Here is a 25,167-nt window from a genome sequence, read left to right as displayed (position 1 = left end):
TCGCTGCGGGCGCGCGCGCCGCCGGGCCGGTCAGCGGCGGATCTGCACCGAGGTCTCCACGACCGGGCCCTTGCTCACCGGGCCGACGCCCCGCGAGGACGGGTCGACGGCGTAGTGGAACGAGAAGCCGACGAAGGCGCGGCCGGGGCGGCCGCCGACCTGCACCGCGAAGGTGCAGGTGCCCGAGAGCGTGTACACCTTCTTGGCGCGGTGCGGGGCGACCGTGGAGTGCCAGTAGTAGCCGACGGGGACGACGTGCCGGTCGTGGTACCGGCCGTTCAGCCCGGTCGCCGTGCAGACGGCGTTGCCGCGCGCGATCGCCCGCAGCTTCGCACTGGTGATCCGGAACATCCACGGCATCGGGTAGCGCCTGGAGTGCGGCCCGGTCAGCTTCACCTGCGCGCGGAACGTGCCGACCGAGTCGTGGTAGACGAATGACTGGTGCCGTGGGGTGAACACGTAGTGATGGATGGGCGCGTAGTGATGGGTGGGCGCGGCGCGTTCCGGGCGCTCGGCCGCGTCCGCCGCGGACACGGTGCCGAGCGCCATCACGAGCGCCGTTCCGGAAGCGGCCGCGGTCCGGCCGAATGTGTGCATGCGCATTCCAGGAATTCCCCTCGAAAAGATTCACCGTCCGCCACGGCGGGCGGACGGCCGTGATCGGCCCGCCGCTCCGGTGCTCAGCCGCGGCCCGCCGGCCGCACGTCCAGCGCGCGGTAGGCGTAGCCGTCCTGCTCGGCCTCCTCCCAGGTGAAGAGCACGCTCTCGCCCGGTTCGAGGGAGGCGAAGGCGCCCGGCTCCGCGCGCACGACCGAGAAGTGCGCCCAGACCTCGCCGGGCGCGTCGGGGGAGACCAGCACCCCCCAGCCGGCCTCGTCGTCCCAGGACGCCACCGTCCCGCGGACCGGTTCGCCGCTCATCGGATCCCCTTCCTCCGGCGGACAGTGCGATCCTCAATCCTTTTACCGTGAAAGCGCAAGTGCATTTCGAGGCGAGGAATGCATGGCCGCGATATTTTGATTGGTAATTGTTCTTTGTTGTGCAATGAACTTCTGGTGGAGAAAAGAGCGGTATGGCTCCGCGGCGGCGGGCCCCGGCGCGGAGGGCGGCGGCGGCCGGCGGACGGCGTCCCAGCATCTGAGACGGATGTCCCAGATCCGAGGACCGTGTGGCAGACTGGGCGCATCATGCGCCACAGCCTCGTGATTATCGGCTGGCGCGCCGGCAGCTAACGGGACACCGCCGGCGCGCAGACCTCTCACGTCCGTGAGGGGTCTTTTTTGTGTCCTGGCGCTGATCCCCCTGGGGGTTCTCACATGCAAGGCGACGCGTTCCACGTCTACGACACCACTCTGCGCGACGGCTCGCAGCAGGAGGGGCTCAACCTCTCCGTGCCCGACAAGCTCGCGGTCGCGCGACATCTGGACGACCTGGGCATCGGCTTCATCGAGGGCGGCTGGCCGGGCGCCAACCCCAAGGACACCGAGTTCTTCAGGCGGGCTCGAACAGAGCTCGACCTGAGGCACGCGCAGCTCACCGCGTTCGGCGCGACCCGCCGGGCCGGGGTGAAGGCGGCCGACGACCCCCAGGTCGCCGCTCTGCGCGAATCCGGCGCGTCCGTCGTGACCCTGGTCGCCAAGAGTCACGACAGGCACGTCGAGCTGGCCCTCCGCACCACCCTGGAGGAGAACCTCGCGATGATCCGCGACACGGTCTCCCACCTGCGTGCGGAGGGCCAACGGGTCTTCCTGGACGCCGAGCACTTCTTCGACGGCTACAAGGCCAACCGCGCCTACGCGCTGGAGGCCGTCCGCACCGCCGTCGAGGCGGGCGCCGACGTCGTCGCGCTCTGCGACACCAACGGCGGCATGCTGCCGGACGAGCTGGCCGAGGTCGTGCACGAGGTCGTCGGCCATGGCGTCCGCGTCGGCATCCACTGCCACGACGACTCCGGCTGCGCGGTCGCCAACACGCTCGCCGCCGTCCGGGCCGGCGCGACGCACGTCCAGGGCTGCGCGAACGGGTACGGCGAGCGCAGCGGCAACGCCAACCTGTTCACCGTCGTCGGGAACCTCCAGCTCAAGCGGGGCATGAGCCTCGTCTCCGACGCCCAGCTCGCCGAGATGACGCGGATCGCGCACGCCGTCTCCGAGGTCACCAACGTCGCGCCGAGCTCGCAGCAGCCGTACGTGGGCGTGTCCGCGTTCGCGCACAAGGCCGGGCTGCACGCGTCCGCCGTCAAGATCGATCCCGACCTGTACCAGCACATCGACCCGGCCGCCGTCGGCAACGACATGCGGATGCTGGTGTCCAGCATGGCCGGGCGCGCGTCGGTCGAGCTGAAGGGCCGCGAGCTCGGCTACGACCTGTCCGGAGAGAAGGCCAAGGCCGTCGTGGACAGGGTGAAGGAGCTGGAGTCCACCGGCTACACCTTCGAGGCCGCGGACGCCTCGTTCGAGCTGCTGCTGCGCGAGGAGCTGACCGGCGTCCGGCAGCGGCACTTCGAGGTCGAGTCGTGGCGGTCGATCGTGGAGCGCCGGCCGGACGGCTCCATGATCAGCGAGGCCACCGTCAAGCTGCACGCCAAGGGCGAGCGGATCATCGCGACCGGCGAGGGCAACGGCCCCGTCAACGCCCTCGACAACGCGCTGCGGATCGCGCTCGGCCGCCTCTACCCCGAGCTGGCGCGGCTGGAGCTGGTCGACTACAAGGTCCGCATCCTGGAGGGCGCGCACGGCACCGACGCGCGGACCCGGGTGCTCGTCGAGTCCGGCGACGGCGAGCGCGAGTGGGGGACCGTCGGCGTCGAGGACAACGTGATCGCCGCGTCCTGGCAGGCCCTGGAGGAGGCCGTCACCTACTGCCTGCTCCGCGCCGGCTACGAGGCCGGCTGAGAGGGGAATCTCCGCGCGGTCGCGGGCATTATCAGGGCATGAACACCGAGATCAGCGACAACGCCGAGCAGAGCCGCTACGAGATCCGGGTGGACGGCGACCTCGCCGGCTTCGCCGAGTACGAGCGGGGCGAGGGCGCCGTCGTCTTCACCCACACCGAGGTCGACTCCGCGTTCGAGGGCAAGGGCGTGGGCAGCGCGCTGGCGCGCGGTGCCTTGGACGACGTCCGCTCCAAGGACCTTTCGGTCGTCCCGCTGTGCCCGTTCATCAAGAAGTGGATCGACAGGCACCCGGATTACCATGGTCTGGTGCGCTAGCCGCGTCGCGTGATGGGGCGCGCCGGCGGTCGCCGGCAGGGGGAGTCGCCTCGTTCGTTCGAATGAACGAGGAAGTTTCCGTGAGTATCGGTACGGTCACGCAGAAAGTTCGCTAAACCGACGAAACCGGTAGCGGATTTCAGTTGAAGGATCCACTATGGGAGTCTGCGCGGCACGTGCGCGCAGCGCCCTGCCCCCTGTGACCGATGTCCCTGCGACCCGACCTGCCGGAGTGATCGTATGCCTGTCCGCCCCTGGAGCCCCGAGGACCTTGGGCGTCCCACGGACGGGACCTGGGCCGACGTGGCGTTCGGACTCGGCGAGACGTACGAGCGCGAGGGCCGTCTGGAGCAGGCGGCCGGCTGGTACCGGCGGGCGGCCGAGTCCGGAAGCGCCGACGCCGCGCTGCGCCTCGGCGCCGTCCTCGGGCGGATGGCCGACGCCGGAGCCGACCACGCGGCCGAGGAGCTGCTGGCCGAGGCGACCCGGTGGCTCAGCGGCGCGCAGGACGCCACCACTCCCGACGCGATCGAGCTCATCACCGCTACGCTCAACCGGCAGATGCGGCAGGCCGCGCGCCGCGGACTCGAACCGGCCCCCGCCGGCTGACGCCTTCGGGGCGGGGGGCGAACCGATCCGTCACGCCGGTCGTCGGACTCCATGAGATCGGCGTCAGTGGAAGGTGGACGAGTTGAGCGGCGAGGACTCCGGGTACGTGCCCCCGGACCACAAGACGACCGCCGAGTTCGGCGTCTCCAGGAAGTCCCCGGTGTCCGGAGAGCTGCCCCTTCCCGGGACGGCGGCCGGTCCGGCCGACGGCGACGATCTGGACGACGACCTCTTCGACGGGGACGCCACCACCCATGACGTCCCCCAGGCGGACGGGGTGGTGATCCAGGACCTCCCCTCCGACGACCCTGAAGACGATCTGGAGACGACGTACCAGGACGGTCCGGGAGACGAGCCGGACGACGACTTCGACGCGACGCTCCGCGACCCGGGCGTCATCACCTTCCAGAAGCCGCCGCCCGCGGACACCGTCGACGAACTCGACGTGACCGCGTTCCAGCCCCCCGCCACCTTCACCGACATCCCGATGGAGCGGCCCGCCAAGCCCGCTCCGCCCCCGGTCGCTCCGCCCGCTCCGCCCGTCCCGCCCCAGGCCGCTCCGCCCGTCCCGCCGCCGGCGCAGCCGGCCGCCTTCGAGCAGGGCCCGAGCCCGGCGCCGGTGTACGCCCAGCCTCCCGCTCCGTACCAGGAGCGCGTCCAGGACCCACCGCCCTTCCAGGAGCCGGCGCCCTTCCCCGAGCCGGCGCTCTTCCCGGAGCAGGCGCCGCCTTCGGAGCAGGCGCCGCCCGCGCGGGTCGCCGCCCAGGCGGCCGCCCCGATGCCCGCGGAGGCGCCGTGGACGGAGCAGTTCGCCTCCGAGGAGGAGACGGCGAACCCGGCGGAGAGCGGGCCCCCGGCGTTCGCCTACGGGATGCCCGGGGCGCCGTCTCCCGCCCAGAACACGATGCCCCCGCACCCCGAGGCGACCGTCCCGCCGATGCCGCCGCCCGCGGTGGCATCGCCGTCCGGCGGGCTCCCCGGCGGACCCCCGGGCGGGCAGCCGCCGTCCCGGTCGCGGCGGCCGCCGGTCCTCATCCTGCTGGGCGTCCTGGTGGTGGTCCTCGTCCTGGCCGGCGTCGTGGCGCTGGTGCTCGGCGGCGGCTCCGAGACGAAGGGCAAGGCCTCCGGCCAGACGTCACCGACCCCGTCGGCGAGCGGTCCGGCGACGGGCGGCGGCACGGGACCCGCGTCGCCCGGCACGCCCTCGCCCGGCGGCGGCGCGCCCGCGACGCCCCCGCAGTCCGGGGTCCCCACGAACCAGCCGCCCGGTGGGCAGCAGCCCGGCGGGCAGCCCGTCGCACCGCCCCCGGTGACGACCGCCCCGATCGGGCCGCTCGTGCAGGGCAAGGGCATCACGTACCAGCTCGTCCAGCAGGACAGCGGGTACTTCGAGGGCAAGATGGTCATCACCAACCGCACCCGGAAGCCCCTGAAGGCGTGGAAGCTGACCTTCAAGGCCCCCGGCGCCGACGTGAAGAACATCTGGGGCGCCCGGCTCGTGCACGGCGGCTCCACCGTCGAGATCAGGAACCTGGACGGCGTCCCCGCGATCCAGCCCGGCTCGACGTGGGACATCCAGTTCGGCGCGGCCGGGACGGCGGCCACTCCGAAGTCCTGCGTACTGAACGGCAGGGCCTGCGGCTTCTGACCGGCGTACTAGGCTCTTGACCATGCGTATCGCCAGATTCTCCACCGACGACGGCATGTCCTTCGGTGTGGTGGAGGAGAACACCGTCGCCGTCATCGCGGCCCACCCCTTCGGGGAGCTGACCTTCACCGGGCAGCGCCTCCCGCTCGCCGACGTCCGGCTGCTCGCCCCGATCCTGCCCAGCAAGATCATCGCGATCGGGAAGAACTACGCCGACCACGTCCGGGAGATGGGCGGGGACGAGCCGCCCGCCGAGCCGGTGCTGTTCTCCAAACCGTCCACCGCCGTGATCGGCCCGGGGGAGGCGATCGCCTACCCGCAGAAGCTCTCCGAGCGCGTCGACCACGAGGGCGAGCTCGCCGTCGTCATCGGCCGGATGTGCCGCGAGGTCCCGGCGGCCCGCGCCGCCGAGGTCATCCTCGGCTACACCTGCGCCAACGACGTCACCGCCCGCGACCTCCAGGCCAAGGACGGGCAGTGGACGCGGGCCAAGGGCTTCGACACGTTCTGCCCGCTCGGCCCGTGGATCGAGACCGAGGTCGACCCCGCCGACCTGGCGATCTCCACCACCGTCAACGGGGAGGTCCGGCAGGAGGCCCGCACGTCCCTGCTGCTGCACGACGTCCCCACCCTGGTCGAGTACGTCAGCCAGGTCATGACGCTCCTGCCCGGCGACGTCATCCTGACCGGGACCCCCGCCGGCGTCGGCCCCCTGGAGATCGGGGACGAGGTCACCGTCACCGTCGAGAACATCGGCAGCCTCACCAACCGGGTCATCGCCCGCGACTGAGGGGGGCCAGGTGTTCAGCGGCTTCAGCGACGAGGCCTTCGCCTTTTACGAGGGCTTGCAGGCCGACAACAGCAAGCCCTACTGGACGTCCCACAAGGACGCCTACGAGCGCCACGTTCGTGAACCCTTGGCCGAGCTGTGCGCCGAACTCGAAGCCGAGTTCGGCGCGGTCAAGCTCTTCCGCCCGTACCGCGACGTCCGGTTCAGCAAGGACAAGTCGCCGTACAAAACGCACCAGGGCGGCCACACCAGCGAGGGCTTCTACATCCAGGTCGACGCCGACGGGCTCATGGTCGCGGGCGGCATGTACGCCCCGACCCCCGACCAGCTCCGCCGCTACCGCGAAGCCGTCGCCTCCGACACCTACGGCGCCGAGCTGCGGGCCATCGTGGACGACCTCCGCGCCGCCGGCATGGAGATCGCGGGCGACCGCCTCAAGACCCGCCCGCGCGGGACCGACCCCGACCACCCCCGGCTGGACCTCCTGCGGCACCGCTCCCTCTACGCCCGCGAGGGCTGGCCTGCCGACCCGTGGATGTCCGACGCCGGCGAAGTCGTCTCCCGGGTCCGCGCGTCCTGGCGGCGCCTCCGCCCCCTCGTCGCCTGGGGCCACGAGCACATCGGACCGCCCGACTTCACTCGCTGACGCTCCGGTCGGCCAATCGTTTTGGCGCTGCTCCCGCTGTCCTGTATTCTCTTCGAGGCGCGAGCAACCAGCCGGAAACGGCTCGGGAGCCCGTACCTCACTGGGGTATGGTGTAATCGGCAGCACGAGTGATTCTGGTTCACTTAGTCTAGGTTCGAGTCCTGGTACCCCAGCTGCGTCCGCTCAGGCGGACACACGCCCCCGTCGTCTAGTGGCCTAGGACGCCGCCCTCTCAAGGCGGTAACGGCGGTTCGAATCCGCTCGGGGGTACGTTGGCGGGCTTCCCTGCTCGTTGGGCCTTCGGCCTCAACTTCGCCGGGGCCCGCAGTGTCTTCCCAGGGGGGCGACCCCCTGGAACCTCCGATGTTCGGGCTTCGCCCTCACTTGGTTGGGGCGTACGCCTAGAGGGTTTTTCTGCGACGTCCAAGAGGCGTTTTCTCTCGCGTTTACGCGTTTTCCTCGTCTTGGCTGAATTCGCGGTTGTGTCGGCTGCCGCACCCCTCGCCCGCCTAACCGTGGTACGACGAGCCCTCAGCATGTTCGGTGCTCAAGCCGACGAATTTCCGCAATGGCGGATTCGGGCCGGTTGTCGTCGTGGAGGCGTAGCTTGCGACAGCGAGCGTTGAAGCCGGGACGACCTGGGAGACATGGTCGCGTGGCCGTCCGTGCCCCTCCAGCCACGACAGTGCGATCGAGTTTGTGCGTTCGTAGGAGCGTCGGGTTCGGGGGCAGGTCGTCGTGAGGGCGGGGGCGCTGGGAGGTTCGGGTGGAAACCGGTTCGAGGTGGGGGGTCGGGTCCGGTAAGCTAGGCGAGGCCGCGCGGGAGACCGCGAAGGTCATGGTCCTGCCCCCGTCGTCTAGTGGCCTAGGACGCCGCCCTCTCAAGGCGGTAACGGCGGTTCGAATCCGCTCGGGGGTACCTGGTAAGTCTCTGGGCGCGCACGTCTGCGCCACCTCTTCCTCACGAACTCGGTGACGAGCATTTTCAGCGCTCCACCAGGAGATCTCTGCGTTTCCCTCACGAGGCGCGCATTCTGACGTGCCGATGAGGTGCTTCCGGCGCGGGCCGGGGAATGCTCCGGCCGTGAGGTGGGGGTCCAAGAGCTGGTACGCGGTGCTCGTGGCGGTCATGGTGCTCGTCACTGTGGACGTCCTGCGGGACGGTCCGCTCCGCCACCTCGACCACGTCGTGCACGGCTGGAGCGACGCGCACATCCAGGGCTGGCGGCTGACGGCGGTGGACCTCTTCGCGGCACTCGGCCAGCGGGGCTATCTGGCGAGGGTCATCGTCCCGCTCGCGATCATCGCCGCGGTACGGGGGCGGTCGGTGCGGTACCCGCTGGCGAGCGTGCTGATCGTGGGCGTCCTCTCGCTGCTGCAGGTGCTGCTGAAGGCGGCGATCCCCCGGACGTTCCCGATCAGCGAGACCGATGTGCTGTTCGTCCGCGGCGACGCCTACCCGTCCGGCCACACCCTCAACGGGTTCGTGCTCGTCTGGGTCATCCTCGAACTGGTGGTCGTCGCGTTCCCCGCGACGTCCGCGGCCCTGCCGCCGCGCCGCCGCCGCGACATCGCCGTGGTGACGGGGACGGTCACGGCGGTGGCCCTCACGGTGGTCGACAAGCACTGGCTCACCGACTGCCTGTTCAGCCTCGCCCTCGGCCCCCTCCTGCTGCAGGGCCTGCTCATCCTGGATCCCTTCGCCACCCGGCGCGGTCGAGAACGTCCAGATAGCGGCTCAGCTCACCGGACGCGGCGAGCATGGCGAGGCCCCGTGCGGTGAGCCTGCGCCGCCAGTCGTCCAGCGCCTCGGCCAGGGGCCCGGTGCCGCCCGCCGTCCGGACCTGCCGGACCACCGTGGCGATGTGCTCCAGCGGGTAACCGCCGCGCCTGAGGAGATGGGCGAGCTCGGCGTCGCGGACGTCGCTCGCGCGGAAGACGCGGTACCCGGTCGCCGGGTCGCGGGCGGGGACGAGGATGCCGATGCCCTCCCAGTTGCGCAGCGTCGCGGGGGTGACGTCGAGGCGGTGGGCGAGTTCGCCGATCGTCAGCGGCCCGGGGACGCCCGGGCGCTCGGCGCCCGGCTCCGCCATCAGATGGTCCACCGCGTTCCTCACCGCCGTGAGGGTCTCGCGGTCGCGGAGCACCTGCTCGTGGCCGCGGTCGATGACCAGCAGGGCGTCGTCGAGGGCACCGTCGTGGACCGCGTTCATGATCCGGCCGCCGGCGGCGTGCCCGAACGCCGGGACGAGGGCGAGGAAGGCGCGCAGGGCGGCCGCGTGCACCTCGGTGTAGATCCGGTAGCCGCTGGGCGTGCGGTCGGCGGGCGGGAGGAACCCGTCGCGCTCGTAGTTGCGCACGGCCTGCGCCGAGAGGCCGTGCCCGCGCGCGAGGTCGGACGGTCGCAGGGTGATCACCGCTTTGAGGCTTCGGACGGAGGAACGACGGTCACAGGCGGGAAAGTCTCAACCGTCTTTTCAAGGATACGATTTCACCACATGAGTCAAGACATTCGCGACTTCGTGCCCGCCTCATGTGATCTTCTGGCGTTCGGCGAGCCGACGCACCTGGAGCCGTCCTTCGGGCGGCTCCGCAACGAGCTGTTCGCCCGGCTGACGGGCCACGGCTTCCGGTCGATCGCCATGGAGACCGACCGGGTCGCCGCCCTCGCCGTCGACGACTTCGTCCGGGAAGGGAAGGGGAGCCTCGACGCCGTGATGAGCGAAGGCTTCTCGCACGGCTGGGGGGAAGTGGACGCCAACCGGCGGCTCGTCGCCTGGATGCGGGAGTACAACGAGGGCCGTCCCCCGCACGAGCGGCTGGCCTTCCACGGTTTCGACGCTCCCATGGAGACCCTCAGCGCACCCAGCCCGCGCGCCTACCTCGAACACGCCCGCGACTACATGGGACTCGACCTCGACATCGCCTCCCTCTCCGGCGACGACCGGCGGTGGAGCCGCCCGGAGGCGGTCATGGATCCGGCCATGTCGATCGGTGCGACGCCCGAGGCCGGGAAGCTGCGGACGATCGCCGACGACATGCTCCTCGCGCTCTACGAGCGCGCCCCGAAACTGATCGCGGCGACGTCGCGCGCCGAGTGGTCCAGGGCGGAGATCCACCTCACCGCCGCCCTCGGCCTGCTGCGGTACCACAAGCGGGCGACCCAGCGACTGGAGCGGGACGCGCGCATCTCGCGCCTGGCGGCCGCCCGCGACGCGCTCATGGCCCAGAACCTCCTGGCCGTCCGGAACGCGGAGGACCGGCGCGGCCCGACCTTCGTCTTCGCGCACAACACCCACCTGCAGCGAAACCCGAGCCATATGCGCATGGGGGACATGGACCTCACCTGGTTCGGCACCGGCTCCGTCATCGCGTCCCTGCTGGACGAGCGGTACGCCTTCGTCGCCGGGAGCCTGGGCCGCAGCGAAACGATCAAGCTCGGGGAACCGGAGCCGGACACCTACGAGGGCGGCATGCAGAGCCGCATCACCACCTGGGGCCTGACACCGGCCGCCGCGATCCCGCCCGCCCGCCGGCGCGCCGACACCGTCCCCGAGCAGGGCTACTTCCCCCTGGACCAGGCCGTCATCGACACGGCCGACGCGGTCCTGCACATCAGCGACGGCGCGGTCGTCTGACCGTTCCCGGGGCCGCGCCGGAGCGGTTCCGCGCGTGAGTACCGTTCCGGTATGACGATCGCGCGCTCCCTCGCCCTGTTCGCCCTCGCCGCGGTCGCGGAGATCGGCGGCGCCTGGATGATCTGGCAGGGCGTGCGCGAGCACCGGGGCGGCTGGTGGATCGGCGCGGGCATGGTCGCCCTCGGCCTGTACGGCTTCGTCGCGACCTTCCAGCCCGACGCCCACTTCGGCCGCGTCCTGGCCGCCTACGGGGGCGTGTTCGTCGCCGGGTCCCTGGCCTGGGGCATGGCCGTGGACGGTTTCCGCCCCGACCGCTGGGACGTCGCCGGGGCGGCCGTCTGCGTCCTCGGCGTCCTGATCATCATGTACGCCCCGCGCGCCTGATCGCCTTCAGGGGACGAGGATGGTCCTGCCGTTCGCGCGGCCGGCTTCGGCGTCCCGGTGCACGGACGGGAGTTCCGCGAGCGGACGGGCCGCCGCGACGTCCACCCGCACGGCGCCGTCGTCGACGAGAGTGATGAGTTCGGCGAGCTGAGCGGGGTCGTTGCGGGCGACGAAGTGCGCGGCCGTCACGCCCGACCCGGGCGGGGGCTTCACCGGGACGGTGATCGAGACGAGGGAGCCGCCGGGGCGGACGGCGCGGCACAGTGCCCGCGCGGCCTCGGGCGGTGTCGGGACGAGGTTGAACACCAGATCCACCGGACGGTCGAGCGCCTCATGCGGGGGGACCCGCGTGTAGTCGATGATCTGCTCGGCGCCGTAGCCGCGGACCCGGTCGGAGCTGCGCGGACCGGCGGTGGCGATGACGTGGGCACCGGCGCGCCGGGCCAGCTGGACGGCGAACATGCCCACGCCGCCGCCCGCGCCGTTGACGAGGATCCGCGTGCCCGGCTCGATGCGGGAGTGGTCGAACAGCCCTTGCCAAGCGGTCAGTCCGGCGACCGGGATCGCCGCGGCATGGGCGAGCGGGAGTCTCGAAGGCGCGCGTACGAGCCGGGCGGCGGAAGCGGTGAGGTATTCGGCCGCAGCGCCGCCCTCGTCGAGGCGGCCGACGACGCGGTCGCCGATCGCGAAGCGTTCGACGCCGTCTCCTGTCTGGACGACCGTCCCGGCGGCCTCGGAGCCGAGAGTGAAAGGCAGGCCCAGTGGGACGATGTCCCGCATCATGCCGGCCCGGAAGCCGACGTCCGAGGGGTTGAATCCGGCGGCCGCGACACGCACCAGCACCTCGCCCGGTCCCGGGGCCGGACGGGGGACCCGCTCATAGCGGATCACGTCGGGCCCGCCGAAGGCGTGGACGCGCGCCGCCATCATCGTCGCGCTCCGGCTCGCGGCGCGCCGATCCGATCGAAGTCCTGGTGTCATGAGTCGTCCTTGGCGAAAGAGGGAGGGGGACCGCGCTCCTCACGAGCGCGTCCTTGCTGATCTTTAGTGATTCGACCGTAGGCCCGGTGTCGTGGACGACCAATGCGTGCTCATCTCGGATTCTTAAGCGAGCGTCTCCCGGATGAGCACCATCGCTAGGATCCGAGGATGGATGTGCTGAGCGACGTGATAGCCGTGATGCGCACCGGTGAGCCGCGGTCGGCGCTGGTCGAATGGTCGGCGCCGTGGGGGCAGCGGTTCCGGACAGTGCCGGGAGCGGCGGGATTCCAGATTGTCTTGCGCGGTTCCTGCTGGTTCATTCCTGAAGATGGCGACCCGTTCTCGCTGGCCGCCGGTGACGTGGTGTTCCTTCCGCATGAGAGCAGGCACGGCCTCGCCGACGCTCCGTCCACGCCCTTGGCCGAGCACGCCTGCGAACCGCAGGACGACGCCAGGTTCGAGCGCAGGCACGCCGCCCCGCCGGTCGGACGGGCGGGCTCCGGTTCTCCGGCCACGGTGATGCTGTGCGGGGCCTACGAACTCGACGCCGCCCGCGTCCACCCAATGCTCGACGATCTGCCTTCGGTGCTCCATCTGCCCGCCCGGCTGGGACGCCATCCCCGCCTGCGCGCCGCGGTCGAGCTGCTGGGCGCGGAACTCGAGGACCCTCAGCCGGGCAGCGGGGCCCTCGTGCCCTCGCTGCTGGACACGCTGCTGCTCTACATCCTGCGGGCATGGTTCGCCGATCAACCGGTGGGCGGCGGGGCCACCGGGTGGGCGGCGGCGCTCGCCGACCCGGCGATCAGCACCGCCCTGGAGGCGCTCCACGACGATCCCGCGCGTCCCTGGACCGTCGCCGGCCTGGGCGCGCACGCGGGACTGTCGCGGGCCGCCTTCTCCCGTCGTTTCACGGCGCTCGTGGGGCGGCCACCGCTGGCCTACCTGACCTGGTGGCGGTTGACGACCGCGACGCGGCTGCTGCGCGACTCCGACGCCCCTCTGAACGTCGTGGCGGAACAGGTCGGATACGGCTCGGAGTACGCATTCGCCAACGCGTTCAAACGCGAGTTCGGCCTTCCGCCCGGACGTTACCGGCGCGACGGCCGCTCTCCAGGCAGGCCGGAGCCGGCGGACTTCGATCTCGCCCCGCGCGCCTGAGGTCACTCCTCGGCATGCCGTAGATCTTTCGGCAGACCTCGGGCGGCACCGCGTCCTAGGCCGGCATCGGAACGGGACTCACGTCATCGCTCATCTCCCGATCCTCAAGCCTTCCGCAACCTCAGGGGCAACCCGGGCGGGACGCGCCGACGGCGTTCGGGGGAGGGCCGAGGATCTCGACGTGGTGGCGTGCCGCCACGTGCCCGAGCGCCGCGGGGTCGAACGGTTCCGGGTCGGGGAGCCGGAGTTCGCGGGCCGGGGCGCCGGCTTCGGCGGCGAAGTCCTCGAAGCCGCACGGCGTGGTGATCTGCAGGCAGCGCAGCGGTTCCTCGGAGCCGACGACGAACGTGTGGGGCAGGCCGACCGGCAGGAGCACGAAGTCCCCGGGACGGGCGACGAGCTCCTCCCCGTCGCACAGGAAGCGGGCCGTGCCCGACAGGACGTAGAACATCTCGTCCTCTTCCAGGTGGCGGTGCAGCGGCGGCGCGAATCCGGCCGGGTTGAGGAACTCCGCGACGGTGACCCCGCCCCGGGTCTGCGCGCCCGCGGCCTTGACGGTGACGAGGTTGCCGAGGAACCACAGCGCCTGGCCCTCGGCGCTTCCCAGGACGTAGGGACGGTTGAGGGATGACACGGCCGCCTCCATTTGGAGAGACAACGTCTATTGAATAAGACGCTAGTATGCTTCGGCATGGGCGTCAATGACAGCTCGTCCGGCCGCGGGAGGCGCCGGTACGACTCGCCGCTGCGCGACCGGCGGGCCCGGCAGACCCGGCAGGCGATCGTCGCGGCGGCGAACCGGCTCTTCGCCGAGCGCGGCTACGCCGCCACCTCCCTCGCCGACATCGCCAAGGACGCCGAAGTGGCGCGGCCGACGGCCTTCGCCGCCTTCGGCTCCAAGGCCGCGCTGCTCCGCGAGGTGGTGGACCAGGCGCTCGCGGGCGACGACGAGCCGGTACCGGTCGCCGAGCGCCCGTGGTTCCGGCCGGTGCTGGAGGGGACCACGCCGGAAGCGGTCGTGAACGCCTACGCCGAGGTCTGCCGCCTCATCGGCGGGCGCGCCGCCGAGATCTTCGAGGTCGTCCGCCGGGCGGCCGACGAAGGCCCCGAACCGGCGGAGTTGTGGGAGACGATGCAGCGCAACCGCCGCATCGGCGCCGCCATGGTGGTCGACCGCATCGAGTCGCTGGGCCCCGCGTCGCACAACCTCGGCCACGAGCGCGCCGTGGACGTCGTGTGGCTGTTCAACGACCCGTCCCACTACCGGGCCCTCGTCACGACACGAGGCTGGAGCCCCGAGGACTACACCGCCTGGCTGTCCGGCCAACTCCGCCACGCCCTAGGTCTCGGCGACCCGAGGCCCACGTCAAGCGGTGACGCGGTACGAGCCGAAGACGGCACGTAGCGCGAGTGACCGCGTTCCGCCGGAAGGGCGGTCACGTCAGCCGCACGGAGACGTTGCCCCGGTGGTCGCCGCGGAGCATCGACAGGAAGGCGCCGGGCACGCCGTCGATGCCGGTCTCGATCACGGTCCGCGGATACACGAAGCGCCCCTGTTCGAGCGACGCGCGGAAGTGGTGGTGCCAGGCGGAGACCTGCTCGGGCGTGTGGTGGCAGGAGAACGGGAGCAGTTCGACCTGCCTGGCCTGGGCTGCGGCCCGGTCAGGCTCGGGGAAGCGGTCGGAGGCGCCGCCCAACTGGGTGGACAGCGAACCGCACAGAGCGAACCGTGCCCCCGGCACGGCGACCTGGAGCGCGGCGTCGTACAACGCCCCTCCGACCGTGTCGAAGAAGACGGTGATGCCCTCGGGAGCCAGCTCCTTGAGGGCGGCGACCGGGTCGTGGTGGTAGTCGAAGGCGCCGTCGAAGCCGAGTTCGCCGACGAGGTAGTCCGCCTTGGCCTGGCTGCCCGCGCTGCCGATGACCTTCTTCGCGCCCAGGTTGCGGGCGATCTGCCCGGCCAGGGAGCCGACGCCTCCGGCAGCGCCGGAGACGAAGACGATGTCGCCCTGGCCGACCTTCGCCACATCGGCGATGCCGTAGTAGGCGGTCGGTCCCTGCGCCAGGTAGTGACTGGGGTCGGGGTAAGCGTCCCGGTCCAAGGTGAAGTAGGAGGCCGCCGGGCCCGCCGAGTGCGTGCTCCAGCCGCTCATCGACTGGACCAGGTCGCCTTCTTTCAGGTCGGGGGAGTCCGAGTGCAGCACAGTGCCGATCGCCATGACACCGACCCGCTGGCCCGGCTGCCAGGCCGGGATCGGAAGGCTGCAGTCGGGGCGCATGAGTTCGAGGTAGGTGGCGGCAAGGCCCAGGTAGTCCGTGCGCACCACGACCTCCCCGTCGATCTGCGTCTCAGCGACGGTGAAGTGCCCGGGACCGGGGACGGCTTCGATCTGGGCGGTCAGGTGAATCTCGCGAGTCATCATGTCGGCGACGCTATCCGCCCTTCCGGCCACTTTCTGACCGGAAGGGCGGGATGATGGAGATATGGCCAACACCAGTTCCCGCACGCTCGCGCTGCTGTCGCTACTGCAGTCGCACCGCCACTGGTCCGGCGCCGATCTGGCCGAACGCCTCGGCGTCTCCGAACGCACCCTGCGCCGGGATGTCGACCGCCTGCGTGAGCTGGGGTACCCGGTGCTGGCATCCCGGGGCACCGACGGCGGCTACCAGCTGGCGCCCGGCGCCGTCCTGCCGCCGCTGCTGCTCGACGACGAGGAAGGAGTGGCGCTGGCGGTCGGCATGGGCAACGCGGCGCAGAGCGGGATCGCGGATGTGGAAGAGGCGGCGGTGCGCGCGTTGACCAAGGTGATGCAGGTTCTGCCGCCCCGTCTTCGGGCGCGGGTGAACGCGCTGCGCGCGATGACCGTCTCCGCGACGCCCGCCGGTCCGGTCGTCCCGGCGGAGGCCCTGACCGCGATCGCCCAGGCGTGCCGGGACCAGGAACGGCTGCGCTTCGAATACACGGCGCGCGGGGGCGTGCAGACCGAACGTGAGGTGGAACCGCACCGTCTCGTGGCGCTGGGAGGACGCTGGTACCTGGTGGCCTACGACCTGGCCAGGCACGACTGGCGCAGCTTCCGCGTCGACCGGTTGACCCGGCCGCACGGCTCAGGTGCCGGTTTCCGGCAGCGGCCCCTGCCCGGCGGGGACGCCGCCGCGTTCGTGCGAGCCTCGGCCCAGGTGCCCACCGCCCACACGGTCGTCACGCTCGTCCACGCGCCCGCCGAATACGTGCGCCGGATGGTCGGCCAATGGGGCGAGATCGAACCGGTCGACCAGGACCGGTGCCGGCTCACGATGGTGTCCACCAGCCTGGACTGGCCCGCCCAGGCGCTCGGCAACGTCGGCGCCGGATTCGACGTGATCGGACCGCCCGAGTTCGTCGATCACCTGAGGGACTGGGGGACGCGATTCCTCAACGCCGCCGAGGGGTCGTCTTCGCGGTCCTCGACTCGTGGCGGACATGCGAGAGGGGCGGCCCCCCCGACCGCCCCTCCGCGTCCTTGAAAGAACGCCCCGCCCAGCGGGAGCCATTCCCGGCTCCGGGGCGTTCGATGAGCATGTTAGTCGAATGCGCGTTGTCGAAGAACTGGAAATGAGGATTCTCGTAAGTGCGGAGGGAAGGTGACCGGCTTCGCCCGTCTGTCCGACCGTAGTCCTACTTGCCCGCATGTGTCGGAGAGGTCGCGTCCGTGAGGGCTGCGGGGGAGGGGAGAACATTCACGATCACGTCTCCCCGGAGGGGGTATTTATGCGGGAATCCTCTCCTGACCTTGGGCGTTACCTGGCATCATGTGTCGATGTAAAGGTGAGGCGGAGGGGGCTTGGGGGCCCACCTCCACAAGGTGATTCCCGGGTGGATGAGAGTCGGATTTGTCGCGATCGTTGGAATAGATAATGCCTTTGATAATGGATTCTGCGGGGTGCCGAGAACTGGAATGTTTGGTTAGGCTTCCCTGTGTTCGAAGAAGGCGCGGGCTCTCGGGTGCGATCAGAGCGCCGAGAGCCCGCGTGCAATTCACGGCAATTTCGCGCCGATCGCTTCGGCCGGCGGGCCGGTGGGGGACGGGGATCCCGGCATGCGGGCGGGCCACCAGAAGCGGTGCCCCGCGTCCAGGGCCAGGGCGGGGACGATGACGGAGCGGACGAAGAAGGTGTCCAGCAGGACCCCGAGGGACACCAGAACGCCGATCTGCACCATCATCGTGATCGGCATGACGCCGAGGACGCCGAACGTGGCGGCCAGGACGAGTCCGGCGCTGGAGATGACCCCGCCGGTGACGCCGAGGCCGCGCAGGACGCCGGCGCGGTGTCCCGCGCGGGTGACCTCCTCCCGGATCCGGGAGACGAGGAACAGGTTGTAGTCCACGCCGAGCGCCACCATGAACAGGAAGCCCATGAGCGCGACCTGGATGTCCAGGGCGGGGAAGCCGAACCCGTACCGGAACAGCAGCCAGGCCGCGCCCAGCGCGGCGAAGTAGGACGCGACGACCGTGGCGACCACCAGGAGGGGCGCCACCAGTGCGCGGAGCAGCGCCATCAGGACGAGCAGGACGACCCCCAGCACGAGCGGGATCACCACCCGCCGGTCGTGGGACTGCGCGTCGGCGAGGTCGATCGACCGCGCGGTGCTCGCCCCGAAGTCGGCCTCCGGAATCGCGCCCCGCAACGCACGGACCGTGCCCTTCGCCGCCTCGCTGTCCGGCGGGTCGGTGAGGACGACGTCGAGCTTGGTCAGGCGTTCGTCGGTCGAGCGCTCCGGCGCCCCGACGCGCGCGACGCCGGGGGACGTGCGGAGGGCGGCGGCCACGGTGCCCGGTTCGTCGGTGACGACCTGGAGCGGACGTCCCTGGCCGCCCGGGTAGTGCTGCGCCAGCAGCCGTTCCCCGACCGTCGAACCGGGCGTCGTGGTGAGGAAGTGGGCGCGGTCGAGGCCCGTGCCGATGCCGAGGCAGCCCGCCGCGAGGGCGGCGAGCACCGCCAGCCCGCCCACCCAGACCAGCCGGGGGCGTGCGGCGATGCGGGCGCCGGTGCGGTCCCACAGGCCCCGCGCGGGCGGGGCGTCGCCGTAGCGGGGGATGCGGGGCCAGAACACCCAGCGGCCGAGGATCACGAGAAGGGCGGGCAGCAGCGACATGACGACGACCAGGCCGCCGAGGACGCCGATGGCGCCGATGGGCCCGAGCGCGTAGTTGAACCCCATGCGGGCGGCGAGCAGGCACAGCAGGCCGAGCGAGACCGTCGCGGCGGACGCGGCGATCGGGGCGGCGGAGCGGCGCAGCGCGGCGGCCATCGCGCGGTGGCGGTCGGGGTGGCGGCGCAGTTCCTCCCGGTACCGGGCGAGCAGGAGGAGCGCGTAGTCGGTCGAGATGCCGAAGACCAGCGCGTTCAGGATGGTGGACGTCCCGTCCGCGACGTAGAGGCCGGCGTGCTCGCCGAGGAGGTAGACCACGGCGCCCGTGATCTGGAGCGCGATCGCCGCGTTCACGATCGGCAGCAGCCACAGGATCGGGCTGCGGTAGGTGAGCAGCAGGGCCAGGGCGACCAGGACGACCGTGGCGATCAGGACGGGCCTGTCGACCTTCTTGAACGCGTCGCCCACGTCCAGCGCAGATCCGGCGGGGCCCGTGAGCCTGACCTCGAGTCCCGGCGGCGTGCCCTGGTTCACCTGGTCGCGAAGCCTTCCGGCGTTGTCGGCGAGGGCGTCGTCGTCGCGCAGCGGGACGGTCAGCATCAGCGCCCTGCCGTCGCGGGACGGGACGGGCGCCGCGATCGGGCCGGCCGCGACCGGGGCGAGGGCGCGGCGGTCGGCCTCGGCCTTCGCGCGGTCCGTGCCGGTGACGCCCGACGGCCGGACGTAGGCGAGGATGCCCGGCGCCATGTCGCCGTCCGCGAACCGGGCCGCCAGCTCGTCGACCCTCGTGGACTGGGCGCCGCGCGGGAGTTCGGCGGTCGAGTCGGCCTGCACGACGTCCGGCAGGCGGCTCGCCAGCGGCACGGCCACCGCCGTGACCGCGACCCAGAAGGCCAGGACCGCCCATTTCAGCAGGCGCCGTTTGCGTGAGAGCAGCATGAGGTGCTCTCCTTTCGTCGGGGGTTCGCGTTGCGTGGAAACACGCCGGTCGGCGTGGTGATGCGGGCTTCCGCCCGTCCGGGTCGGCGAGCGGCAACTCGGCGGCCCGGACCTCTCAGACCTCCGGGAACGCCAGGAACCTGGCGTGGAGGGTGCGCGCGTCCGCTGGCGGATCGTCGTCCGCGCGCTTGTAGCGGTAGAGGAGCGCGATGTACTCCTCGAAGAAGGGACGCACCTGCTCCGGCGTCAGCGCGAGGGTGGAGAACGAGAAGAGCAGGGCGTCCGCCCACGGGCCCATCCCGTCGCGTTCCCGCAGGTAGCGGTCCAGCATCTCCATCTCGTTCGCGAACTCCCGGCGGGTCAGCTCCTCCACCGCCTCGCGCATCCCCGGCGACTGCTCGCTGTAGGGCGGCAGCCGCCGGTCGCCGGGCACCGCCCGCCACCAGCGCTCCCGCCCGCGCGCCAGCTCGGGGACCTCCTCCACGAACCCGTGCCTGGCGAGCTGCCGCAGGTGGTAGCTCGTCGCGCCGGTGCTCTCGCCCAGCTCGCGGGCGAGGGTCGTGGACGAGACGGGCCCGCGCCGCATGATCTCGGCGATCCGCCGCCGCAGCGGGTGCGCGAGCAGCCGCACCCGCTGCGGGTCGGTGATCGTCTCCGGGGCCGGCTGTTCCTTCATGCCCGCGACGCTAGAAGTTGCAAAGAGCCTTTGCAAGGGGTCTTTGCAAGGTTCACCGGAGAGGATGAGCCACCGCGACCTGAGAGGGAGGCGCGGCCTGCCCCGCGGGTAGCGGCACGCCACGACCGTGGGCGTCCTGGCGCATGTCCTTGGCTGACGGATGAGGTTGTGGTCAACTTAAATCGCTGGCGATGGGGGGAGTGGGAGCCGAATGCAGCGTCATGTGGACGAGGTGCCGCCGGGAGCGTCGCTCGCCGAGAAGGTCGAGTGGCTGATCCAGAACCTCTGGCCGGCGGACGCGGAGCCGCCGCGCAACAACGTGGAGACGGCCGCGGCCATCGCGCACGCCACCGGTGAGGACATCTCGTCCACCACCGTGTGGAAGCTACGCACCGGGCGGCAGGAGAATCCGCAGCTGAAGACCCTGACGGCGCTCGCCACGTTCTTCGGCGTGCCGATCGGCTACTTCGGCTTCGCCGGGGAGTCCGAGCCCATCGGCGAGGACCTCACGCTGAAGGCCCTGCGCCGGGACGTCGAGCAGGGCATCATCCGGCCCGAGGTGCTGCGCGCCCTGGTCGACCTGTCCCCGGAGGCGCGCTGGGTCGTGGACGAGATGATCCTCGCCGCCGCCGAGGCCGACCGCGTCCGCCATGCCTGACGCCCCCGCGGGCGGCGCCGGGCGATGTTTCGGCGGGGAGCTGATCAGGTAGAGGGCGACTAGCACGTCACCCGTACCCCGGAGGGGCAATGTCGTCGTCCGCCGCCGTCCTCTCGGTTCTCGGGCTGGTGGCCGCCCTGGTCGCCGGGGTCTACGCCGTCTCGTTCGCGATGGCCCCCCGCGGGTTCGAGAGCGGGCCGTTCCTGTCGGGGGCGCGCCCGGCCGAGCACGCGGTGTCGCGGTACCACGTGCGCTGGTACACGGTGTCGATGGTCTTCCTGGCCTTCGACATGGAGATGGTCTTCATGTTCCCGTGGGCGCTCGTCGTCGCGTCGATCGGTGTCAAGGCGGTCGTCGAGATGTTCCTCTTCCTGGCGTTGCTGCTGGTCGGGGTCCTCTACGCGTGGCGGGAGGGGGCGTTCCGGTGGGCCTGAGACGGTCCATGGGACTCGGACGGCTCGCCGCGCGCCGCCCGTTCGTCGTCTCGGCCGCGGACGGGACGCGCGACCGGCTCGCGGTCGAGCGCGCGCTGCGCGGACGCCGGTGGCGCCCCGCCCTGTCGCCCGCGGAGACCGGGATGCTCGTGGTGTGCGGGAACCCCGGACCGGGGCTGGCCGAGGCCATCGACGTGGTCTGGCGGGACATGCCGGAGCCGCGCGTGCGCGTGTCCGCGACCGATCTGGAGGGCGTCGCCGGGGGCCCGCGTCCCGCCCTCGACCTGGACGCGGACATGGCCGACCGGGCCGACGACAGGGACGGCCTGAAGCTGGACGTCCTGCACGTTCCGCTCGGGCCTGTCCTGTCGTACTGGCCGGCAGGGCTGCGCGTCGATCTGACCCTGCAGGGCGACGTCGTCCAGGAGGCCGAGGCCACCGCCGTCGACAGCGGCGGCGGGACGTTCTGGACGCGGGAGCGCCGGGCCGCGTCCCGTCTCGACAGCCTGTCCCGGCTGCTGCACGTGGCGGGATGGGAAGCAGCCGGGGAGCGCGCCGCCGTGCTGCGCGACGACGCCCTGAACGGGGCCGCCGACGACGTGCTGGCGCGGCGGTTCGCGCCGTTCGCCCGGAAGGTCGGACGTTCGCGCGCGCTGGCGTGGATGACGCGGGGCTTCGTGAAGGAGCGGCTGGACGGCTGGCTCCGCGACATCGGCGCCGCCCTGGAAGGGCGGCCCGTCCAGCCGCGCGGGACCTGGGACGAGACGGCGGTCGTCCTGCCGGCGCTGCTCAGGGGAGCGGAACTGGCCGCGGCCCGGTTGATCGTCGCGAGCCTGGATCCCGATCTCGGGGCGGTAGCCGATGGTTGAGGTGCTGGTCCTCGGCGTCCTCGCGGTCGCGGCGGCGTCGTTCGGCGGCGCGCTCGCCGGACGTCCGGCCGAGCCGTTCCGCGAGGCCGCGCGGCTGCTGACGGTGCAGCGGCGCGTCACGGCCAGAGCGGACGTGCTGCTGACCAGGATCGGTGCGGTGTCGCTGCCGGTGGCGGCGGCGCTGGCGGCGCTGGTGGTGCCGTTAGGCGACCGCGTCGCGGCCGGGACGCGGATCGGCGTCGTCTGGTTCAACGCGATGGAGGTCGCCGCGTGGGGGTCGGTGTGGCTCGCGGGCTGGGGCGTCAACTCGGCGTTCGGGCTGGTGGCCGGATATCGGTTCCTCGCGCAGGGGCTCGCCTACGAGCTGCCGCACATGTTCGCGCTCATCACCGCCGCGCTCGCCGCGCACTCCCTCGACCTGCGCGCCATCGGGCAGGCGCAGGACGGGCTGTGGTTCGCGGTCTGGATGCCGGTCGCGTTCGCCGTCTACCTGGTCTCGGCGGCGGCGATGGCGTTCTGGGGGCCGTTCGACCATCCCCTCGGCGCCGACGTGGCCGGGGGCGTCCTCGCCGAACTGTCCGGTCCCGACCGGCTCGTCTTCCTGGCGGGACGCCACGGGCTGCTGGCGGTGGCCTCGGCCGTCGCCGTCCCGCTGTTCCTCGGCGGCGGCTCGGGGCCGCTGCTGCCGGCGTGGCTGTGGTCGCTGGTGAAGACGTGCGCCGTCCTGGCGCTGCTGGTCTGGACGCGGCGGCGCATCCCGGTGCTGCGCATGGACCGTGCCATGACCGCGGCGTGGACGGTCCTGATCCCGGCCTCGGTCCTGCAGATGCTCGTCGTCGCGATCGTCGTGGTGTGAGGGGGGACCGTGGAGGCCGTCGCGTTCTGGGTGCTGGCCGTCGCCGCCGTCGGGGCGGGCGTCGCCGTGTTCGTCGTCGACTCGATGGCGCGGGCGACGTTCGCGCTCCTGGCCTCGTTCCTGTGCGTCGGCGGCGAGCTGCTGCTGATCGACCTGCACTACCTCGGCGTCCTGATCGTCCTCATGATGATCATGGAGATGCTGGTGATGGCCGTCTTCATGGTCATGTACATGATGAACCCCGCCGGGCTGATGCCGATGACGATGACGCACAACCGGCGGGGCGCGTTCGCCATCTCCGGCGCCGCCTTCGCGGCGCTGGCCGCCGGGGTGTTCACCGTCCCGTGGCCCGAGCGCGCCGGGCGCCCGCCGCGCGACCCCACGGTGGCGCTGGGCGAGGCGATCATGGGGCCGAAGATGCTGGTCATGATGGTGATCGGCGTCGCCATCCTGGCCACGATGATCGCGACGGTGGTGCTGGCCGCGCCTCGGGGCCGCTACGACAGGGGCCGCTACGACAGGGGGCGCGACGGCGGGGAGGGGGCGCGGTGACGCTGGAGGCGTTCCTGCTGCTCGCCTCCGCGCTGTTCTGCGTGGGGCTCTTCGGGGCGCTGTCGCAGCAGTCGGTCGTGATGCTGATGATGGGCCTCGAACTCATGATCAACGGGATCGTGGTCGCCGCGGCGGCGTTCTGGTTCCGGGTGTCGCCCGGCGCGGCGGACGGGCAGGTGCTGGTCCTCGTCGCGATCACGGTGATGGCGCTGGAGATGGCGATGGGGTTCGCCGTCGTCACGGCCCTGTTCCGGGCCCGCGACGTGGACATGACCGACGACGCGGGGGACCTCAGGGGATGAGCGGAGCGCGTGGGGCCCTCCGCCCGCGGGGAGCGCGCGGATGACGTTCCTTCCCGGCTGGCCGGGCGGGCTCGCGGTGGACGGGCTGTCCGCCGTCCTGCTCGTGGCGCTCGGCGCCGTCCTGGCGGCGGTCCTCGTGTTCGCGGCGGGGGAGGGGTACGGCGCCCGCTTCTTCGGCCTGATGCTGCTGTTCGCCGCGGCGATGGCCGTCACGGTCACGGCGACGGACCTGGTCCTGCTGCTAATGGGCTGGGAGGTCATGGGCGCGATGTCGTACGCGCTCATCGGGTACGAGTGGTGGGACGAGCGACGGGTCCGGTCGGCGGGCGTCGCGTTCCTGACGACCCGGGCCGCCGACATGGGCCTCTACGCGGCGGCCGGCTTCGCGATCGCCGGGGCCCACTCCCTCCGGCTCGGCGACCTCGCCGCGTCCGGCGCCCCCTGGCGGGACCTCGTCGCGGCCGGACTCGTGGTGTCGGCACTCGGGAAGTCGGCGCAACTCCCGTTCTCCTTCTGGCTGTCCCGCGCCATGGACGGCCCGAGCCCGGTGTCGGCGCTCCTGCACTCGGCCACGATGGTCGCCGCAGGCGCGTACCTGCTGATACGCGTGCATCCGCTGCTGGCCGCGACCGGCTGGGCCGCCACACTGGTGACCTGGGCCGGGGCCGTTACCGCACTGGTCCTGGGCGCCGTCGCGCTCGCGCAGCGCGACCTCAAGCAGCTTCTCGCCGCGTCCACATGCGCGCAGATCGGCTTCATGGTGCTCGGAGCCGGCGCCGGCGCGCTGGGCGGCGGCACGGCGCACCTCGTCGCGCACGCGGCGGTGAAAAGCCTCCTGTTCCTCTGCGCGGGCGTGTGGCTGGGCGTGCTCGGGAGGAAGCGGTTGGACGCGTTGCAGGGTGCGGCACGGCGGCATCGGACGGTCGGCGCGGCGTTCGGAGCGGGCGCGCTCGCGCTGGCCGGCGTCCCGCCGCTGTCGCTGTGGGTCACCAAGGACGAGATCCTCGCGGGCTCCGGCGGCTCGCCGGCCCTCCTCGCGGTGGGACTCGCGGCGTCGGTCCTGTCGGCCGCCTATGCCGCGAAGGCCCTGCTCGCCGCGTTCCGTCCGGTGGCCGGAGGCGGGGCGGTCCGGGTGCCGTTCGCGCAGCGGGCGCCGCTGGTCCCGCTCGCCTTCGCGGGGGTCGTGCTCGGGGCGCTCGGCCTTCCCCCGGTCGCGGACGCCTGGCGGCGGCTGCTCGGTGTGCCGGATGAAAGCGGACCCGAAGCCTGGTTGCTCGCCCTCTCCGGTGTTCTGGCCGTGCTCACGGTGGGCGCGGTCATGGCCGTCCGGCGGATCCCTGAGCCGGCGTGGGCGCTGCACTGGCTCTGGCTGGAGGTCGCCGTCACGGTCGTGGTGGTCCGTCCGGCGTTCGCCGCGGCTCGATCGCTCGCCCGATTCGACGACCGGGTCGTCGACGGCGCGGTCCGGGGCGTCGCGCGCGGCGTCCGGGCGATCGCCGGGCTGGCCGGGCGCCGCGTCGAGTTCCGGGTGGACGGCCTCGTCAACGCGGTCGGGCGCGCGGCGCGCGGGCTCGGCGCCCTGGCGCGGCGCCCGCAGACGGGGCAGGTCCACATGTACTACGCGCAGGCCGCCGTGGTGCTCGCGGTGCTCGTCGTCGTCGCCGTCCTGGCCGGGTGAGCCG

General features: G+C 72.0%; 27 protein-coding genes and 3 tRNA genes. 22 read left to right on the top strand and 8 right to left on the bottom strand.

Translation table 11 applies throughout. The features are described 5' to 3' along the window. Positions 1–30: 30 nt before the first annotated feature. Positions 31–597: a hypothetical protein gene (locus tag AB0K37_RS08745; protein ID WP_363976899.1), complete on the bottom strand. Its 567-nt coding sequence runs from the start codon at positions 595–597 to the stop codon at positions 31–33. 83 nt (positions 598–680) lie between these two features. Further along, positions 681–920 (bottom strand): cold shock domain-containing protein, encoded by a 240-nt coding sequence (locus AB0K37_RS08740; RefSeq protein WP_363976896.1) that lies wholly within the window; start codon positions 918–920, stop codon positions 681–683. 396 nt (positions 921–1,316) lie between these two features. Here AB0K37_RS08740 and cimA point away from each other — a divergent pair, with 396 nt between their 5' ends. The 10 genes from cimA (at position 1,317) to AB0K37_RS08690 (ending at position 8,687) form a co-directional block, all read left to right on the top strand. Continuing rightward, positions 1,317–2,894, top strand: a complete 1,578-nt coding sequence (gene cimA, locus AB0K37_RS08735; RefSeq protein WP_363976893.1) for a citramalate synthase — start codon at positions 1,317–1,319, stop codon at positions 2,892–2,894. 38 nt (positions 2,895–2,932) lie between these two features. Beyond that, a complete protein-coding gene (locus tag AB0K37_RS08730) occupies positions 2,933–3,211 on the top strand; it encodes a GNAT family N-acetyltransferase (protein ID WP_363976890.1) in 279 nt (92 codons plus the stop codon). Positions 3,212–3,451: 240 nt separating this feature from the next. Beyond that, complete coding sequence (locus tag AB0K37_RS08725; protein ID WP_363976888.1) at positions 3,452–3,820, top strand: hypothetical protein; 369 nt, start codon at positions 3,452–3,454, stop codon at positions 3,818–3,820. A gap of 82 nt (positions 3,821–3,902) precedes the next feature. Then, positions 3,903–5,468: a cellulose binding domain-containing protein gene (locus tag AB0K37_RS08720; protein ID WP_363976886.1), complete on the top strand. Its 1,566-nt coding sequence runs from the start codon at positions 3,903–3,905 to the stop codon at positions 5,466–5,468. Between the two features lie 22 nt (positions 5,469–5,490). Next, positions 5,491–6,258, top strand: coding sequence for a fumarylacetoacetate hydrolase family protein (locus AB0K37_RS08715; protein WP_363976883.1), 768 nt, complete (start codon positions 5,491–5,493; stop codon positions 6,256–6,258). A gap of 10 nt (positions 6,259–6,268) precedes the next feature. After that, entirely contained in the window at positions 6,269–6,904 is a 636-nt protein-coding gene (locus tag AB0K37_RS08710; RefSeq protein ID WP_363976880.1) for a DUF2461 domain-containing protein, read from the top strand. A gap of 101 nt (positions 6,905–7,005) precedes the next feature. Continuing rightward, positions 7,006–7,077 (top strand) — tRNA-Gln (locus AB0K37_RS08705). Between the two features lie 24 nt (positions 7,078–7,101). Then, positions 7,102–7,174, top strand: a tRNA-Glu gene (locus AB0K37_RS08700). 576 nt (positions 7,175–7,750) lie between these two features. Beyond that, positions 7,751–7,823, top strand: a tRNA-Glu gene (locus AB0K37_RS08695). Positions 7,824–7,988: 165 nt separating this feature from the next. Then, positions 7,989–8,687, top strand: coding sequence for a phosphatase PAP2 family protein (locus AB0K37_RS08690; RefSeq protein ID WP_363976877.1), 699 nt, complete (start codon positions 7,989–7,991; stop codon positions 8,685–8,687). Here the strand turns inward: AB0K37_RS08690 and AB0K37_RS08685 are convergent. Continuing rightward, positions 8,590–9,312, bottom strand: a complete 723-nt coding sequence (locus tag AB0K37_RS08685) for a TioE family transcriptional regulator (RefSeq protein ID WP_363976920.1) — start codon at positions 9,310–9,312, stop codon at positions 8,590–8,592. The genes AB0K37_RS08690 and AB0K37_RS08685 overlap by 98 nt on opposite strands. 90 nt (positions 9,313–9,402) lie before the next feature. Here AB0K37_RS08685 and AB0K37_RS08680 point away from each other — a divergent pair, with 90 nt between their 5' ends. Beyond that, positions 9,403–10,542, top strand: a complete 1,140-nt coding sequence (locus AB0K37_RS08680) for an erythromycin esterase family protein (RefSeq protein WP_363976874.1) — start codon at positions 9,403–9,405, stop codon at positions 10,540–10,542. Between the two features lie 51 nt (positions 10,543–10,593). Further along, a complete protein-coding gene (locus AB0K37_RS08675) occupies positions 10,594–10,926 on the top strand; it encodes a YnfA family protein (protein ID WP_363976872.1) in 333 nt (110 codons plus the stop codon). Positions 10,927–10,932: 6 nt separating this feature from the next. On the opposite strand, the gene AB0K37_RS08670 is transcribed toward AB0K37_RS08675, so the two are convergent. Further along, the gene (locus tag AB0K37_RS08670) at positions 10,933–11,856 is read right to left on the bottom strand and encodes an NADP-dependent oxidoreductase (protein WP_363976869.1); all 924 of its coding nucleotides are present in this window, start codon (positions 11,854–11,856) and stop codon (positions 10,933–10,935) included. A 219-nt stretch (positions 11,857–12,075) separates the two neighbouring features. Here AB0K37_RS08670 and AB0K37_RS08665 point away from each other — a divergent pair, with 219 nt between their 5' ends. Next, positions 12,076–13,065, top strand: a complete 990-nt coding sequence (locus AB0K37_RS08665; RefSeq protein WP_363976866.1) for an AraC family transcriptional regulator — start codon at positions 12,076–12,078, stop codon at positions 13,063–13,065. 121 nt (positions 13,066–13,186) lie between these two features. Here AB0K37_RS08665 and AB0K37_RS08660 read toward each other — a convergent pair whose 3' ends face one another. Then, the gene (locus AB0K37_RS08660; RefSeq protein ID WP_363976863.1) at positions 13,187–13,699 is read right to left on the bottom strand and encodes a cupin domain-containing protein; all 513 of its coding nucleotides are present in this window, start codon (positions 13,697–13,699) and stop codon (positions 13,187–13,189) included. A 57-nt stretch (positions 13,700–13,756) separates the two neighbouring features. Between AB0K37_RS08660 and AB0K37_RS08655 the strand changes: the two genes are divergently transcribed. Beyond that, positions 13,757–14,470: a helix-turn-helix domain-containing protein gene (locus tag AB0K37_RS08655; protein ID WP_363976860.1), complete on the top strand. Its 714-nt coding sequence runs from the start codon at positions 13,757–13,759 to the stop codon at positions 14,468–14,470. Between the two features lie 31 nt (positions 14,471–14,501). On the opposite strand, the gene AB0K37_RS08650 is transcribed toward AB0K37_RS08655, so the two are convergent. Continuing rightward, a complete protein-coding gene (locus AB0K37_RS08650) occupies positions 14,502–15,488 on the bottom strand; it encodes an NADP-dependent oxidoreductase (RefSeq protein WP_363976857.1) in 987 nt (328 codons plus the stop codon). 61 nt (positions 15,489–15,549) lie between these two features. Between AB0K37_RS08650 and AB0K37_RS08645 the strand changes: the two genes are divergently transcribed. After that, positions 15,550–16,572, top strand: a complete 1,023-nt coding sequence (locus tag AB0K37_RS08645; protein ID WP_363976854.1) for a YafY family protein — start codon at positions 15,550–15,552, stop codon at positions 16,570–16,572. 511 nt (positions 16,573–17,083) lie between these two features. On the opposite strand, the gene AB0K37_RS08640 is transcribed toward AB0K37_RS08645, so the two are convergent. Both AB0K37_RS08640 and AB0K37_RS08635 read right to left on the bottom strand, forming a co-directional pair. Then, positions 17,084–19,138, bottom strand: coding sequence for an MMPL family transporter (locus AB0K37_RS08640; RefSeq protein WP_363976851.1), 2,055 nt, complete (start codon positions 19,136–19,138; stop codon positions 17,084–17,086). Between the two features lie 115 nt (positions 19,139–19,253). Next, the gene (locus AB0K37_RS08635; RefSeq protein WP_363976848.1) at positions 19,254–19,814 is read right to left on the bottom strand and encodes a helix-turn-helix domain-containing protein; all 561 of its coding nucleotides are present in this window, start codon (positions 19,812–19,814) and stop codon (positions 19,254–19,256) included. Between the two features lie 211 nt (positions 19,815–20,025). Here AB0K37_RS08635 and AB0K37_RS08630 point away from each other — a divergent pair, with 211 nt between their 5' ends. The 7 genes from AB0K37_RS08630 to AB0K37_RS08600 all read left to right on the top strand — a co-directional run bounded on the left by AB0K37_RS08630 (position 20,026) and on the right by AB0K37_RS08600 (position 25,163). Further along, positions 20,026–20,472 (top strand): hypothetical protein, encoded by a 447-nt coding sequence (locus AB0K37_RS08630; protein ID WP_345174862.1) that lies wholly within the window; start codon positions 20,026–20,028, stop codon positions 20,470–20,472. 89 nt (positions 20,473–20,561) lie between these two features. Beyond that, positions 20,562–20,906, top strand: coding sequence for an NADH-quinone oxidoreductase subunit A (locus AB0K37_RS08625; protein ID WP_363976845.1), 345 nt, complete (start codon positions 20,562–20,564; stop codon positions 20,904–20,906). A gap of 8 nt (positions 20,907–20,914) precedes the next feature. Beyond that, positions 20,915–21,775 carry a hypothetical protein gene (locus AB0K37_RS08620; protein ID WP_363976842.1) on the top strand — a complete coding sequence of 287 codons (861 nt, stop codon included), beginning with the start codon at positions 20,915–20,917 and terminating at the stop codon, positions 21,773–21,775. Then, positions 21,768–22,631, top strand: coding sequence for a complex I subunit 1 family protein (locus AB0K37_RS08615; RefSeq protein WP_363976840.1), 864 nt, complete (start codon positions 21,768–21,770; stop codon positions 22,629–22,631). Before AB0K37_RS08620 ends, AB0K37_RS08615 begins: the two co-directional genes overlap by 8 nt. Positions 22,632–22,640: 9 nt before the next feature. Further along, entirely contained in the window at positions 22,641–23,183 is a 543-nt protein-coding gene (locus AB0K37_RS08610) for an NADH-quinone oxidoreductase subunit J (RefSeq protein WP_363976837.1), read from the top strand. Further along, positions 23,180–23,485, top strand: a complete 306-nt coding sequence (gene nuoK, locus AB0K37_RS08605) for an NADH-quinone oxidoreductase subunit NuoK (RefSeq protein ID WP_363976834.1) — start codon at positions 23,180–23,182, stop codon at positions 23,483–23,485. The genes AB0K37_RS08610 and nuoK overlap by 4 nt, the downstream gene beginning before the upstream one ends. A 40-nt stretch (positions 23,486–23,525) precedes the next feature. Then, positions 23,526–25,163 (top strand): proton-conducting transporter membrane subunit, encoded by a 1,638-nt coding sequence (locus AB0K37_RS08600; protein WP_363976831.1) that lies wholly within the window; start codon positions 23,526–23,528, stop codon positions 25,161–25,163. Positions 25,164–25,167: the final 4 nt, after the last annotated feature.

It is taken from the genome of Actinomadura sp. NPDC049753 (genome assembly GCF_040674655.1).
GTDB classification, from domain to species: domain Bacteria; phylum Actinomycetota; class Actinomycetes; order Streptosporangiales; family Streptosporangiaceae; genus Spirillospora; species Spirillospora verrucosospora.
The sequence above is the reverse complement of the archived record's forward strand: the minus strand, read 5'-3'. Positions and strand labels throughout refer to the sequence as shown.